This window comes from Pseudomonas sp. Irchel 3E19 (assembly GCF_900187585.1).
GTDB classification, from domain to species: Bacteria; Pseudomonadota; Gammaproteobacteria; order Pseudomonadales; family Pseudomonadaceae; genus Aquipseudomonas; species Aquipseudomonas baetica.
The window spans coordinates 64844-78114 of the sequence record NZ_FYDT01000009.1; the positions used below are offsets into that span (position 1 = coordinate 64844).

The following is a 13271-nucleotide window of genomic DNA, read 5'->3' on the forward strand; positions in this document are numbered from 1 at the left end:
TGGTATCCCTGAACCACAGCCTTATAATGCCCGCCTTTGCAAAAACAGCAGGCTGTCCCACCTTGGCAAACATAGATAACCCGGTCGCCGAAATGGCCCCCGAGGGCTTTTACCGCGTAGCACTGGGCGTTGAGTACAAAGGCTCGCGCTACAGCGGCTGGCAGCGTCAGTTGACCGGTGTGGCAACGGTGCAGGAAGAGCTCGAAAAAGCCCTGTCGAAAGTCGCCAATTCACCGGTATCCCTGCAATGCGCCGGGCGTACCGACGCTGGCGTGCATGCCTGCGGGCAAGTGGTGCATTTCGATACCACGGTCGATCGTTCGCTGAAAGCCTGGGTGATGGGCGCCAATATCAATCTGCCCCATGACATCAGCGTCAGTTGGGCGCGGGTGATGCCGGCACATTTTCATGCGCGCTTCAAAGCCATCGCCCGGCGTTATCGCTATGTGATCTACAACGATCAGATTCGCCCGGCGCATCTGAACGAAGAAATCACCTGGAACCACCGTCCACTGGATGTCGAGCGCATGGCTGAAGCCGCGCAGTACCTGATCGGTACCCACGACTTCAGTGCGTTCCGCGCCGGCCAGTGCCAAGCGAAATCGCCGATCAAGAAGATGCATCACCTGCGCGTCACCCGTCACGGCAAAATGATCGTGCTCGACATCCGCGCCAATGCCTTCCTGCATCACATGGTGCGCAACATCGCCGGTGTCTTGATGACCATTGGTGCCGGCGAGCGGCCGGTTGAATGGATGAAGGAAGTGCTGGAAAGCCGCGAGCGCCGTTCCGGTGGTGTGACCGCGCATCCTTATGGGCTGTATCTGGTGCAAGTCGAGTATCACGACGAATTCCCGTTGCCCGAGCGTTTTATCGGGCCACATTTCCTTACGGGTTTCTCGGAACTTGACGGCTGACGCCCTCGAACGCTTTTGTTACCATCCGGGACTTTCCCGGATTTGCCTCGGAGTTTTTATCGACATGTCAGCCGTTCGCAGCAAGATTTGCGGGATTACCCGCATAGAAGATGCGTTGGCCGCCGTCGAGGCCGGGGCGGATGCGATCGGATTCGTGTTTTACGCCAAGAGCCCGCGTGCGGTGAGCGTGCAGCAGGCGCGGGCGATCATCAAGGCCTTGCCGCCGTTTGTGACCACGGTTGGCCTGTTCGTCAATGCCAGCCGCTGCGAGTTGGGGGAAATCCTCGATGCCGTGCCGCTGGATCTGTTGCAGTTCCATGGCGACGAGCGCGCAGACGAGTGCGAAGGCTGGCATCGTCCTTACATCAAGGCGCTTCGGGTCAAGGCGGGCGATGACATTGCTGCGGCCGTCGACGCCTACCCAAGCGCCAGTGGCGTGCTGCTCGACACTTATGTCGAAGGCGTGCCCGGCGGAACCGGTGAGGCGTTCGACTGGTCTTTGATTCCTCAAGCCTTGAACAAGCCATTGATTCTGGCCGGCGGGCTCACTGCGCAGAACGTCGCCGACGCTGTCGCGCGGGTTCGGCCTTATGCCGTGGACGTCAGTGGCGGGGTAGAGGCGAGCAAGGGCATCAAGGATCACGCAAAGATTCGGGCGTTCATCAACGCTGTACGCAAAGCACCATATTGATGTGACGGCTGGCAGTCTGCCGCCGTCCATCAATGCACTTGCACAAAGCAGGCGCGGCTGAGGGTTTCTGGATGGCACGCAGGTCATGTTTCGCGCTGACCGTGGCTGTTCATCAATCATCGCCACACACATGAATTTAGCTCAAGGGCATACGCGGGGCTGCGAACCAGAGCGTTCGGGCCGCCGGTACTGGAGAAAGAAAGCATGAGCAACTGGTTAGTAGACAAACTGATCCCTTCGATCATGCGCTCGGAGGTCAAGAAGAGCTCGGTGCCTGAAGGTCTGTGGCACAAATGCCCGTCCTGCGAGGCCGTGCTGTATCGTCCGGAGCTGGAAAAGACCCTGGACGTTTGCCCGAAATGCAACCACCACATGCGCATCGGCGCACGTGCGCGTATCGACATCTTCCTCGATGCTGAAGGTCGCAACGAGCTGGGCGCCGACCTGGAGCCGGTTGACCGTCTGAAATTCCGCGACGGCAAGAAGTACAAGGATCGCCTGACCGCCGCGCAAAAGCAGACCGGCGAAAAAGACGCGCTGATCTCCGTAAGCGGCACCCTGTTGGGCATGCCGGTGGTGGTTTCGGCGTTCGAATTCAGCTTCATGGGCGGTTCCATGGGTGCCATCGTCGGTGAGCGTTTCGTCCGCGCTGCCAACTACGCGCTGGAAAATCGCTGCCCGATGATCTGCTTCGCGGCCTCCGGTGGCGCGCGGATGCAGGAAGCCCTGATCTCGCTGATGCAAATGGCCAAGACCTCGGCCGTGCTGGCACGCCTGCGTGAAGAAGGCATTCCGTTCATCTCCGTACTGACCGACCCGGTTTACGGTGGTGTTTCCGCCAGTCTGGCCATGCTTGGCGATGTGATCGTCGGCGAGCCGAAAGCCCTGATCGGCTTCGCCGGTCCGCGCGTGATCGAGCAAACCGTGCGCGAAAAACTGCCGGAAGGCTTCCAGCGCAGCGAATTCCTCCTGGAACACGGTGCGATCGACATGATCATCCACCGTCAGGAACTGCGCCCACGTTTGGGTAACCTGCTTGCACAAATGACTGGCAAGCCGACGCCGAAATTCGTCGCCGCGCCAATCGAGCCGATCGTGGTTCCTCCGGTACCTGCCGGCCTATGATCGAGCGCACCCTTGGCGAGTGGCTCGCCTACCTTGAGCAGTTGCATCCGTCGGCCATCGACATGGGGCTGGAGCGTTCGCAACAGGTAGCGTCCCGTATGGGGCTGGGCCAGCCGGCGCCTCGGGTGATTACGGTCACCGGCACCAACGGCAAAGGTTCAACCTGCGCTTTCGTGGCTTCGTTGCTGCGGGCGCAGGGGCTGAGTGTTGGCGTCTACAATTCTCCGCACCTGCTGCGTTACAACGAGCGGGTGCAGCTCAATGGCGTCGAAGCCACTGATGCGCAGTTGTGCGAGGCCTTTGCAGCGGTCGAGGTCGGGCGCGGCGAAACCTCCCTGACTTACTTCGAAATGGGCACCCTCGCGGCGTTCTGGCTGTTTCAACAGGCCGGGCTCGATGCGGTGGTGCTGGAAGTCGGTCTGGGTGGGCGTCTGGATACGGTCAACGTGGTGGACGCCGATATCGCGCTGGTCACCAGTATTGGCGTCGATCACGCTGATTATCTGGGCGACACCCGTGAGTCCGTGGCTTTCGAGAAGGCCGGTATCTTCCGCCAGGGCAAGCCTGCCTTGTGTGGCGATCTGAATCCTCCACAGCCGTTGCTCGACAAGGCGCGTGAGCTGGCGTGTCCGTTCTTCCTGCGAGGGCGCGATTTCGATCTCGGCATCACTGAGCAGAACTGGCAGTGGCGCGGTACCGATGCGCAGGGTCAGGTTGTCGAGCTGCACGACTTGCCGTTGCTCGATCTGCCGATGGAAAACGCCGCGCTGGCCTTGCAGGCGTATCTGCTGCTCGGTTTGCCGTGGAATGACCGGCAGATTGTAACGGCCTTGCAGGCGACTCGCGTGGTCGGTCGGCTGGATCGCCGCTCGTTCGAATGGAACGGCAAGCGCCTGAATCTGTTGCTCGATGTCGGCCATAACCCGCACGCGGCAGAATATCTGGCCCGTCGCCTGGCCTCGCAGCCACCGGTCGGCAAGCGTCTTGCGGTGTTCGGCCTGCTGGCGGACAAGGATCTGGATGGTGTGCTCAGCGAATTGAATGCTAGTGTCCAGCACTGGGCCGTAGCGCCGCTGGATTCGCCGCGCTCACGCCCGGTTGCAGAATTACACGCGGCCTTGCAGAACCTTGGCGCTTCGGTCGCGTCTTACGACAGCGTTGCCGCCGCTCTGGAAGGGCAGTGCGCAGTCGCAACCAGTGACGACGAGATTCTGTTGTTTGGATCATTTTATTGTGTCGCTGAGGCCCTTGAATGGCTGGCCCGGCGCTCCACGGAGGAAGCGGCAAATGGCTTTGCTGGATAAAGCGTACAAGCAGCGCATGGTCGGTGCCCTGGTGCTGGTGGCGCTGGCGGTGATTTTCCTGCCGATGCTGTTTTCCCGTCAGGACGAGCAGCGTCAGGTGACGGTCGATGCCCCGGCCGCTCCGCATGCTCCTGCAGTGCCGCAAGTACAGCTTGAGCCGGTCGCCGTGCCTGAGCCGCAAGCCTTGCCGCAAGAACCTGTGTCAACTGATGAAGAGGTCGCAGAAGACACTGCACCTGCTGCATCGACTGCGCCTGCCCCGGCGCCGACAGCTCCCATAGCAATCGCCAAGCCGACTGCTCCGCCTGCGGTGGCCAAGCCGATTCCGGCGCCTGCTCAGCCGATCGCGGCGGCGTCGGCCAAGCCTGACACCACGCAAAGCCGCGTCGATGCCAACGGTCTGTCGGTAAGCTGGTCGGTACAGTTGGCGAGTCTGTCGAGTCGCGCCAGCGCCGAAAGCTTGCAGAAAACCCTGCGTAGCCAGGGTTACAACGCTTACATCCGTTCTGCCGATGGCAAGAATCGGGTGTTTGTCGGCCCGCTGATCGAGCGTGCCGAAGCCGATCGTCTGCGTGACCTGTTGGGTCGTCAGCAGAACCTCAAAGGTTTTGTCGTGCGCTTCCAGCCCGAGCGCGGCTAGGATCTATCGATTCGATTGAAATGCACTGAAAATCGCAGCTTACCGACAGCCATGCGCTCTGCTAAAATGCGCCGCCTTATCCGTCTGTAGGCTGCACTGTGCCATTTACCTGGGTTGACTGGGCGATCGTTGCAATCATCGCCATCTCCGCTTTGATCAGTTTGAGCCGCGGCTTCGTCAAGGAAGCATTATCGCTGGTGACCTGGATCATCGCAGGAGTCGTTGCCTGGATGTTCGGTGGCTCATTGTCCGAGTACCTGGCCGGATACATCGAAACCCCATCGGCTCGCGTGATCGCGGGCTGTGCCATCATGTTTGTCGCCACACTGATCGTGGGCGCAATGATCAATTATCTTATCGGCGAGTTGGTTCGCGTCACCGGGTTGTCCGGGACCGATCGATTCCTGGGCATGGCCTTCGGCGCTGCGCGTGGCGTGTTGCTGGTGGTTGTGGCAGTCGGGCTGTTGAGCCTGGGGCCGGTACAGCAGGACGGGTGGTGGAAAGAATCACAGCTCGTGCCCAAATTTTTATTGGTCGCCGACTGGTCCAAGAACCTGATTCTCGGGTGGAGCAGTCAGTGGCTTGCCAGCGGAATCAGCGTACCCGCTGATATTCCGTTCAAGGAGCAGCTCTTGCCGTCGGCCAAAACGCCACAGTGAGTGTTGTTCAGTTCAGATCCATTAAGTAGGGGTTGCGTCGCATGTGTGGCATCGTCGGTATCGTCGGTAAGTCGAACGTCAATCAGGCGCTGTATGACGCGCTAACCGTGCTCCAGCACCGCGGCCAGGACGCTGCCGGTATCGTGACCAGCCATGATGGCCGGTTGTTCCTGCGCAAGGACAATGGCCTGGTGCGTGACGTGTTTCAACAGCGTCACATGCAACGCCTGGTCGGCCACATGGGTATCGGCCACGTCCGTTACCCGACTGCGGGCAGCTCGACTTCGGCCGAAGCCCAGCCGTTCTACGTCAACTCGCCTTACGGCATCACCCTGGCGCATAACGGTAACCTGACCAACGTTGAACAGTTGGCCAAAGAGATCTACGAATCCGATCTGCGTCACGTCAACACCAGCTCCGACTCGGAAGTGCTGCTCAACGTGTTCGCCCACGAGCTGGCCCAGCGCGGCAAGCTGCAGCCGACCGAAGAAGACGTGTTTGCTGCCGTGACCGACGTGCACAACCGTTGTGTCGGTGGTTACGCAGTGGTGGCGATGATCACCGGCTACGGCATCGTCGGTTTCCGTGATCCGCACGGCATCCGTCCGATCGTGTTCGGCCAGCGTCATACCGACGAAGGCGTCGAGTACATGATCGCTTCGGAAAGCGTTTCGCTGGACGTGCTTGGTTTCACCCTGATTCGCGACCTGGCACCGGGCGAAGCGGTGTACATCACTGAGGACGGCAAGCTGCACACTCGTCAGTGCGCGACCAACCCGTCCCTGACCCCGTGCATCTTCGAACACGTCTATCTGGCGCGTCCGGACTCGATCATCGACGGTGTGTCGGTCTATAAGGCGCGTCTGCGCATGGGCGAGAAGCTGGCAGAGAAGATCCTGCGCGAGCGTCCAGAGCACGATATCGACGTGGTCATCCCGATTCCGGACACTAGCCGCACTGCGGCACTGGAACTGGCCAACCACTTGGGCGTGAAATTCCGCGAAGGTTTCGTCAAGAACCGTTACATCGGCCGTACCTTCATCATGCCGGGCCAGGCGGCCCGCAAGAAGTCGGTTCGCCAGAAGCTCAACGCGATCGAGCTGGAATTCCGCGGCAAGAACGTGATGCTGGTCGACGATTCGATCGTGCGCGGCACCACCTGCAAGCAGATCATTCAGATGGCCCGCGAAGCCGGCGCGAAAAACGTCTACTTCTGCTCGGCCGCTCCGGCTGTTCGCTTCCCGAACGTATATGGCATCGACATGCCGAGCGCTCACGAGCTGATCGCGCACAACCGTTCGACCCAGGACGTGGCGGATCTGATCGGCGCAGACTGGTTGATCTATCAGGACTTGCCTGACTTGATCGAAGCGGTCGGCGGCGGCAAGATCAAGATCGAAAACTTCGATTGCGCGGTGTTCGACGGCAAGTACGTCACCGGCGACGTCGACGAAGCTTATCTGGACAAGATCGAACAGGCACGCAACGATGCCTCCAAGGTCAAGACCCAGGCGGTCAGTGCGATCATCGATCTGTACAACAACTGAGTTTCTACCGGCCCTGAGGGGCCGGTTTTGTATCTGGCAAACGACTTTTATTTATCGAGAACAGGCAAGGAGTGACAGCATGAGTCAGGAATGGGATGCCGGTCGTTTGGATAGCGACCTCGAAGGCGTAGCGTTCGATACCCTGGCCGTACGTGCCGGTCAGCACCGTACGCCGGAAGGCGAGCACGGTGATCCGATGTTCTTCACCTCCAGCTATGTGTTCCGCACCGCTGCCGATGCGGCCGCGCGATTTGCCGGCGAAGTGCCGGGCAACGTTTACTCGCGCTACACCAACCCGACCGTTCGCGCGTTTGAAGAGCGTATTGCGGCGCTGGAGAGCGCAGAGCAGGCCGTTGCCACCGCGACCGGTATGGCGGCGATCATGGCGGTGGTGATGAGCCTGTGCAGTGCCGGTGACCACGTTCTGGTTTCGCGCAGTGTGTTTGGCTCGACCATCAGCTTGTTCGAAAAGTATTTCAAGCGCTTTGGCGTGGAAGTCGATTACGTACCTTTGGCCGAGCTGTCGGCCTGGGATGCGGCGATCAAGCCCAACACCAAACTGCTCTTTGTCGAGTCGCCATCCAATCCGCTGGCCGAGCTGGTGGACATCACTGCGCTGGCAGAAATCGCTCACGCCAAAGGCGCGATGCTGGTGGTCGACAATTGCTTCTGCACCCCGGCGTTGCAACAGCCGCTGAAAATGGGCGCAGACATCGTTGTGCATTCGGCCACCAAGTTCATCGATGGCCAGGGCCGTTGCATGGGCGGTGTAGTCGCCGGTCGCAGCGAGCAGATGAAAGAAGTGGTCGGCTTCCTGCGTACCGCCGGGCCAACCTTGAGCCCGTTCAACGCGTGGATCTTCCTCAAAGGCCTGGAAACCCTGAATCTGCGGATGAAGGCACACTGTGCCAATGCCCAGCAACTGGCTGAATGGCTGGAACAGCAGGAAGGCATCGAGAAAGTCCATTACGCCGGTCTCAAGAGCCATCCGCAGCATGAGTTGGCGCAGCGTCAGCAGAAGGGCTTCGGCGCCGTGGTGAGCTTTGAGGTCAGGGGCGGCAAAGAGGGCGCGTGGCGCTTTATCGATGCGACGCGGTTGATTTCGATCACCGCCAACCTCGGCGACAGCAAAACCACCATTACCCACCCGAGCACCACTTCCCATGGTCGTCTGGCGCCGCAGGAGCGTGAAGCGGCGGGTATTCGTGACAGTCTGATCCGCATTGCGGTCGGTCTGGAAGATGTCGCCGACCTGCAAGCCGATCTGGCGCGCGGTCTGGCGGCGCTGTGATCGAGTTGTCCACTCCGAAAGCCGGAACCCATGGCCGCGTTGCGCTGGTCACGGGCGCCGCGCGCGGTATCGGTCTGGGCATTGCAGCCTGGTTGATCAGCGAAGGCTGGCAAGTGGTGCTGACTGATCTGGACCGAGTGCGCGGATCGAAAGTGGCGAAGGTGCTGGGCGAAAACGCCTGGTTCATTGCCATGGATGTGGCGGATGAAGGTCAGGTCGCGCTAGGTGTGGCCGAGGTGTTGGGGCAGTTTGGCCGTCTCGATGCGCTGGTGTGCAACGCGGCGGTGGCTGATCCGCACAACATCACGCTGGAAAGCCTTGATCTGGCGTACTGGAATCGGGTGATGGCGGTGAATCTCGGTGGGCCAATGCTGTTGGCCAAGCATTGCGCACCCTATTTGCGGGCGCACAATGGGTCGATCGTCAATCTGGCGTCGACACGTGCCGGTCAGTCGGAACCGGACACCGAGGCCTATGCGGCGAGCAAGGGTGGCTTGTTGGCACTCACGCATGCGCTGGCGATCAGCCTGGGGCCGGAGATTCGCGTCAATGCGGTCAGCCCGGGCTGGATCGATGCGCGGGATCCGTCTGCGCGTCGGGCCGAGCCGCTGGCCGATGCTGATCATGCCCAGCATCCAGCGGGCAGGGTAGGGACGGTCGAGGACGTGGCGGCGATGGTGGCGTGGCTGTTGTCGAGGAATGCCGGGTTTGTCACCGGGCAGGAATTTGTGGTCGATGGCGGTATGACCAAGAAGATGATCTATACGGAATGACTCAATTTCGTCTTTTTTAGAAAAACTTCAATCCTGCTATTGACTTAGGTTCGCTATCTGCGTAAATTTCGCGGCCTCGGAGATGCAAACGGGTGATTAGCTCAGCTGGGAGAGCGTCTGCCTTACAAGCAGAATGTCGGCGGTTCGATCCCGTCATCACCCACCACTCCCCGAGAAACTTGTGAAAGCAAGAGGTAGGCTGAAAGTGCCTGCACCGACGCGCAGCGGTAGTTCAGTCGGTTAGAATACCGGCCTGTCACGCCGGGGGTCGCGGGTTCGAGTCCCGTCCGCTGCGCCATATTTTACGAGTCAGGCACTGTCTGGTTCGCGATTGCAAAGCACCGAAGCTTTACAGTCAAAACGAGTTACTTGAGCGCAAGCTCAAAGCGATACGCAGCGGTAGTTCAGTCGGTTAGAATACCGGCCTGTCACGCCGGGGGTCGCGGGTTCGAGTCCCGTCCGCTGCGCCATATCTGCTTCAAGGACCACTGAACGCCTTGAAGCACCGAAGTCAGCCTCGCTGAGTCGGATCCGATAGCAAAGACCCTGGTCGAAAGACCGGGGTTTTTTGTGTCTGCAATTTGGCTTTTCCTCTCTTCCTCCCTCCTCAATCCAGCGCAAATCCCTGTGGGAGCGAGCCTGCTCGCGAAGGCGTCGGCACGTTCAAAATCAGTATTGGCTGGAAGAACGCTTTCGCGAGCAGGCTCGCTCCCACAAGGGGGGGGCGATATGTCCAGCGATCTGCTGCGGTGCCACGTCGCATTGATTTTTTGATTCTTTAGTCAAATTTTTGTAACTGGTTGTTTGCCGGAAGCTCAGAAACCTTTAAAGTTAACCTTTCGGTCAGCTTTGCACTGTCAACACAGCTCTTCGCTTCGCCAGAAAGAGCTTCTGCAAGACTCGAGATTCCCAGTAGATAACCAGAAGGGTGGACACATAACCGCCCAGAGGATGATCCATGTCCAACCGTGAAATATCCCGGCGTTCGTTCCTCCAGGGCGGACTGGTGGCGGGTGTGAGCGTCACGCTCACGCCGCTCAGCAGTCAGGCGCTGGCTGCCTTGATGGAAAACAGCGTGACCGTGCCGTCCGAGAAGTGGCTCGGCAACAACGGCAAGGCACGCCAGCGTAACGATGCCCTGTCCAAGGTCTGCGGCAGTAAAGTATTTGCCCGCGACATCCGTTCCAAGGACATGCCGGGCTGGCCGGAGCAGCAAGGCCACGCCATGCTGCTGAAAACCATCAAGGCTGACCGGATCTACGACGGCTACGACCTGTCGTGGCTCGGCGCCGACTTGCAGCCGGACCGCATCGTCACCGCTGCCGATCTGGACAAGGACGGCATCGTCTTCCCGGAGGAGCACGCGCCCGATCCGTTACTGCCGGTTGGCAAAGTGCCGATGTTCATCGGCCACCCGGTGGCGATCCTGATCTGGAACGACTTCGAGCGTTTCCGCCAGGCCAAGAACAAACTCAAATTCAATGACAAAGCGATTCGTTACGGTGCTCAAGTGCCGTTCTACGAAGGCGATCCCTATGGCAGCTTCCGCTACGTGCGTGTGGGTGGCCCGACCTCGGCAGACGAAGATGAATTCGCCAGCCTCAAGGACTCGATCCTCTTCCCGATGCTGAAAAACCGCCGCCCGGTGTGGAACTCCCAGCCGAACCTGCACGGCAACCTGACTGAGCGCGGTCTGTTCTACGCTGAGCGCATGAAGAAAGAGATCGACACACCGCCGGACAACTGGCTGGTGTTCGACGAGCGCTACAAGACCCCGTCGATCGAACCGGCCGCCATGGAGCCGGACAACGGCAACGGTTGGTACGATCCAGCGACCAAGACTTTGCACTTCGTCGTGGCGACCCAGTGCCCACTGGAAGCCGCGACCGAGATGGCGAAAATGATTTCGCCGTCTCGCTTCGGCCTGGCCAACCTGAACATGCACCCCGGTTACACCGTGGGTTACGGTTCCAAAGACCACAACATCTTTGTCTACTACGCAGCTCTTGCCGCGTTGTACGGTGCCGGTGTGCCGGTGCGTCTGGCCAACGACCGCTACGAGCAGTTCCAGAGCGGCATCAAGCGTCACCCGTTCGATATTCGCTACCAGTTGGCCGTGGACAAGAACGACTACAGCTTCAAGATTTTCCGCGCCGAAATGAGCGTCGACGGTGGCGGTCGCATCAACTACAGCCCATCCGTGGCAGCGGTTGGCGCCACGGCCGCGCAATCGATCTACTACATGCCGCAGAACGACCTGCAGGTCACCGCTTACCACTCACGTGGTGTTGAAGCGGGCTCGATGCGCGGCTATGGCACCCTGCAAAGCATGGCGGCGACTGAAATGATGGTCGACGAAATCGCCAATCGTCTCGGTGTCGATGCAATTGATTTACGCCGCAAGAACGCTCTGCGCTCGGGCATGAAAAACACCCAGGGCGCGATCCCGGCCGGTGCGCTGCGCCTGCACGAGATTCTCGACAAGGCTTCGGTGCATGATGTCTGGAAAAACCGCGACGCGATCAAGCAACAGCGCGAAGCGGCAGACCCGGACAACTGGTATGGCGTCGGTTTCGCCATTTGCCAGAAAGACTTCGGCACCGGTTCCGAAGCGCCGATGGCCAGCATCGAGTTCACCGCAGAAGGTCGCATCAGCCTGCGCCACATCGGTATTGAAATCGGCACCGGCATGTCCACTTCGCAAGCGCTGGTCGTTGCCGATTTCCTCGGCAACCCGGCGCACGAAGTGAAGACGGGCGAAACCGAATGGAAGGAAATGCAGCTGATCACCAGCGGCAACCCTTACATCATGAGCCAGGCCGAGCAGGACAACCTGCTGCGCAACCCGCGCTGGGTCGGCAAATTGGCCTCGGCCTCGTCAGCGACCAACTCGGCTTATTACTTCAGCCATGCCACCCGCGAAGCAGCACGTGTGCTGTTCACCCACGGTTTGTGGCCGGCGGCGCTGGAGATCTGGCGTCAGGGCCCGTATGGCGGTCAGGCCAACCCTTACGTGGTGCGTCGCGAAGATGCGCATTGGGTCGACGGCAAGCTCACCGCCAACGGCATGCAGCCGTTGAGCTTCGAAGAGCTGGCCAAGCGCGCTCACGAGCGGGGTCTGGTGACTGGCGCGACTGTTCACGGATTCAACCGTTGGAGCTGGGCCGAGGCCGAATACAGCATCGACGGCGTGAAAGAGCGTCTGCCGCTGGACGGTCTGGCGGTGAAGTATGGCGACGGCGCACCGAAGGCCAAGCAAGCGTTGATGAGCACGGCCGGTTTCCACCTGTTGGACCGCCAGAACATCAACTATCCGGTGACCCAACTGAACAACGCTGCCGTGACTTACTACAGCCCGGTCGCCACGCTGGTCGAGTTGAAGGTCAACAAAGGTTCGCTGGAAGTCGAAGTGCTCAATCACCATTCGTGGGTCGAGTGCGGGCGTGTGCTGGTCGAAGAGCTGGTCAAGGGCCAACTTGAGGGCGGTATCGCCATGGGCATCGGCCACGCATTGATGGAAGAAATGCCGCTGTATGAAGGCGGGCCGGGGGAGGGTGACTGGAACTTCAACCGTTACCGTCTGCCGATGGCGCGTCACGTTGCGGTGTGGAAACAGACGGCGGAAATTCTGCCGCCGCTGTCGCCAAGCGATCCGTCCAAAGGCATCGCCGAAGTGGTGATGATCCCGGTAGTCGGTGCCATCGGTAACGCCGTGGCGCACGCCATCGGTAAACGTGTTCGCGATCTGCCAATCACTGCTGCGCGCATCAAGGAGGCCCTCAATGGCTAACCGTCCGCTTCAACTGACCCTCAATGGTCAATCCGTCGGCCCGGTGGACATCCCTGATGACCTGCCGATGATCGACTACCTGCACGAATACAAGAATCTCACCGGCTCGCGCCTGGGCTGTGGTCAGGGTATCTGCCACGCCTGCGTCGTCATCGTCGACAACCCGGACGGCACCAGCGAAGAAGTGCGCACCTGCATCACCGGCGCGCATTACTTCGAAGGCAAGAAAGTCCGCACCATCGAAAGCCACGCCAAGCGTGACGAAGATGGGCAGGTCACTGAGCTGAATCCGATCCAGCAGCGTTTCGTCGACGAGTTCGCCTTCCAGTGCAGCTACTGTGCACCGGGCTTCGTCAATGCCGCGACAGTGCTGGTAGAAAAGCTGCAACGCCAGCCGATCGTCAAAAGCCAACTGGAACAAGTCATCGAGGACAGCCTCGGCCATCACATCTGTCGTTGCACCGGGTACGTGCGTTACTACAATGCTACCCGCAATGTGCTGACCGATCTCGGCCTGGTCAAGGAGGGTTAAGC

General features: G+C 60.0%; 11 protein-coding genes and 3 tRNA genes. All 14 read left to right on the top strand.

The annotated features are described in order from the left end of the window. The first annotated feature begins 92 nt into the window (after positions 1-92). The 14 genes from truA (at position 93) to CKW18_RS08165 (ending at position 13269) form a co-directional block, all read left to right on the top strand. The gene (truA, locus tag CKW18_RS08095) at positions 93-917 is read left to right on the top strand and encodes a tRNA pseudouridine(38-40) synthase TruA (protein ID WP_166220008.1); all 825 of its coding nucleotides are present in this window, start codon (positions 93-95) and stop codon (positions 915-917) included. A gap of 64 nt (positions 918-981) precedes the next feature. Next, the gene (locus CKW18_RS08100; protein WP_095188360.1) at positions 982-1608 is read left to right on the top strand and encodes a phosphoribosylanthranilate isomerase; all 627 of its coding nucleotides are present in this window, start codon (positions 982-984) and stop codon (positions 1606-1608) included. Between the two features lie 204 nt (positions 1609-1812). Continuing rightward, positions 1813-2733, top strand: coding sequence for an acetyl-CoA carboxylase, carboxyltransferase subunit beta (gene accD / locus CKW18_RS08105; protein WP_016984535.1), 921 nt, complete (start codon positions 1813-1815; stop codon positions 2731-2733). Then, positions 2730-4037: a bifunctional tetrahydrofolate synthase/dihydrofolate synthase gene (folC, locus tag CKW18_RS08110; RefSeq protein ID WP_095188361.1), complete on the top strand. Its 1308-nt coding sequence runs from the start codon at positions 2730-2732 to the stop codon at positions 4035-4037. Before accD ends, folC begins: the two co-directional genes overlap by 4 nt. After that, positions 4021-4677 carry an SPOR domain-containing protein gene (locus CKW18_RS08115; RefSeq protein ID WP_095188362.1) on the top strand — a complete coding sequence of 219 codons (657 nt, stop codon included), beginning with the start codon at positions 4021-4023 and terminating at the stop codon, positions 4675-4677. Before folC ends, CKW18_RS08115 begins: the two co-directional genes overlap by 17 nt. A 98-nt stretch (positions 4678-4775) precedes the next feature. Next, a complete protein-coding gene (locus CKW18_RS08120) occupies positions 4776-5336 on the top strand; it encodes a CvpA family protein (RefSeq protein ID WP_007913461.1) in 561 nt (186 codons plus the stop codon). A 41-nt stretch (positions 5337-5377) separates the two neighbouring features. Beyond that, the gene (gene purF / locus CKW18_RS08125; protein ID WP_003226416.1) at positions 5378-6883 is read left to right on the top strand and encodes an amidophosphoribosyltransferase; all 1506 of its coding nucleotides are present in this window, start codon (positions 5378-5380) and stop codon (positions 6881-6883) included. Between the two features lie 79 nt (positions 6884-6962). Then, positions 6963-8174, top strand: a complete 1212-nt coding sequence (locus tag CKW18_RS08130; RefSeq protein WP_095188363.1) for an O-succinylhomoserine sulfhydrylase — start codon at positions 6963-6965, stop codon at positions 8172-8174. After that, complete coding sequence (locus CKW18_RS08135; RefSeq protein ID WP_095188364.1) at positions 8171-8947, top strand: SDR family oxidoreductase; 777 nt, start codon at positions 8171-8173, stop codon at positions 8945-8947. Before CKW18_RS08130 ends, CKW18_RS08135 begins: the two co-directional genes overlap by 4 nt. A gap of 90 nt (positions 8948-9037) precedes the next feature. Further along, a tRNA-Val gene (locus CKW18_RS08140) sits at positions 9038-9113 on the top strand. A 55-nt stretch (positions 9114-9168) separates the two neighbouring features. Beyond that, positions 9169-9245 (top strand) — tRNA-Asp (locus tag CKW18_RS08145). A 95-nt stretch (positions 9246-9340) separates the two neighbouring features. After that, positions 9341-9417, top strand: a tRNA-Asp gene (locus CKW18_RS08150). 488 nt (positions 9418-9905) lie between these two features. Continuing rightward, entirely contained in the window at positions 9906-12737 is a 2832-nt protein-coding gene (locus tag CKW18_RS08160) for a xanthine dehydrogenase family protein molybdopterin-binding subunit (protein WP_095188366.1), read from the top strand. Next, complete coding sequence (locus tag CKW18_RS08165; RefSeq protein ID WP_042558620.1) at positions 12730-13269, top strand: (2Fe-2S)-binding protein; 540 nt, start codon at positions 12730-12732, stop codon at positions 13267-13269. The genes CKW18_RS08160 and CKW18_RS08165 overlap by 8 nt, the downstream gene beginning before the upstream one ends. The last annotated feature ends 2 nt before the right edge of the window (positions 13270-13271 follow it).

Excerpts from the sequence above, each read along its gene's own strand:
- purF (WP_003226416.1), top strand. The coding sequence starts at position 5,378 with ATGTGTGGCATCGTCGGTATCGTCGGTAAGTCGAACGTCAATCAGGCG.
- CKW18_RS08100 (WP_095188360.1), top strand. The coding sequence starts at position 982 with ATGTCAGCCGTTCGCAGCAAGATTTGCGGGATTACCCGCATAGAAGAT.
- truA (WP_166220008.1), top strand. The coding sequence starts at position 93 with ATGGCCCCCGAGGGCTTTTACCGCGTAGCACTGGGCGTTGAGTACAAA.
- CKW18_RS08165 (WP_042558620.1), top strand. The coding sequence starts at position 12,730 with ATGGCTAACCGTCCGCTTCAACTGACCCTCAATGGTCAATCCGTCGGC.
- accD (WP_016984535.1), top strand. The coding sequence starts at position 1,813 with ATGAGCAACTGGTTAGTAGACAAACTGATCCCTTCGATCATGCGCTCG.
- folC (WP_095188361.1), top strand. The coding sequence starts at position 2,730 with ATGATCGAGCGCACCCTTGGCGAGTGGCTCGCCTACCTTGAGCAGTTG.
- CKW18_RS08115 (WP_095188362.1), top strand. The coding sequence starts at position 4,021 with ATGGCTTTGCTGGATAAAGCGTACAAGCAGCGCATGGTCGGTGCCCTG.
- CKW18_RS08130 (WP_095188363.1), top strand. The coding sequence starts at position 6,963 with ATGAGTCAGGAATGGGATGCCGGTCGTTTGGATAGCGACCTCGAAGGC.
- CKW18_RS08160 (WP_095188366.1), top strand. The coding sequence starts at position 9,906 with ATGTCCAACCGTGAAATATCCCGGCGTTCGTTCCTCCAGGGCGGACTG.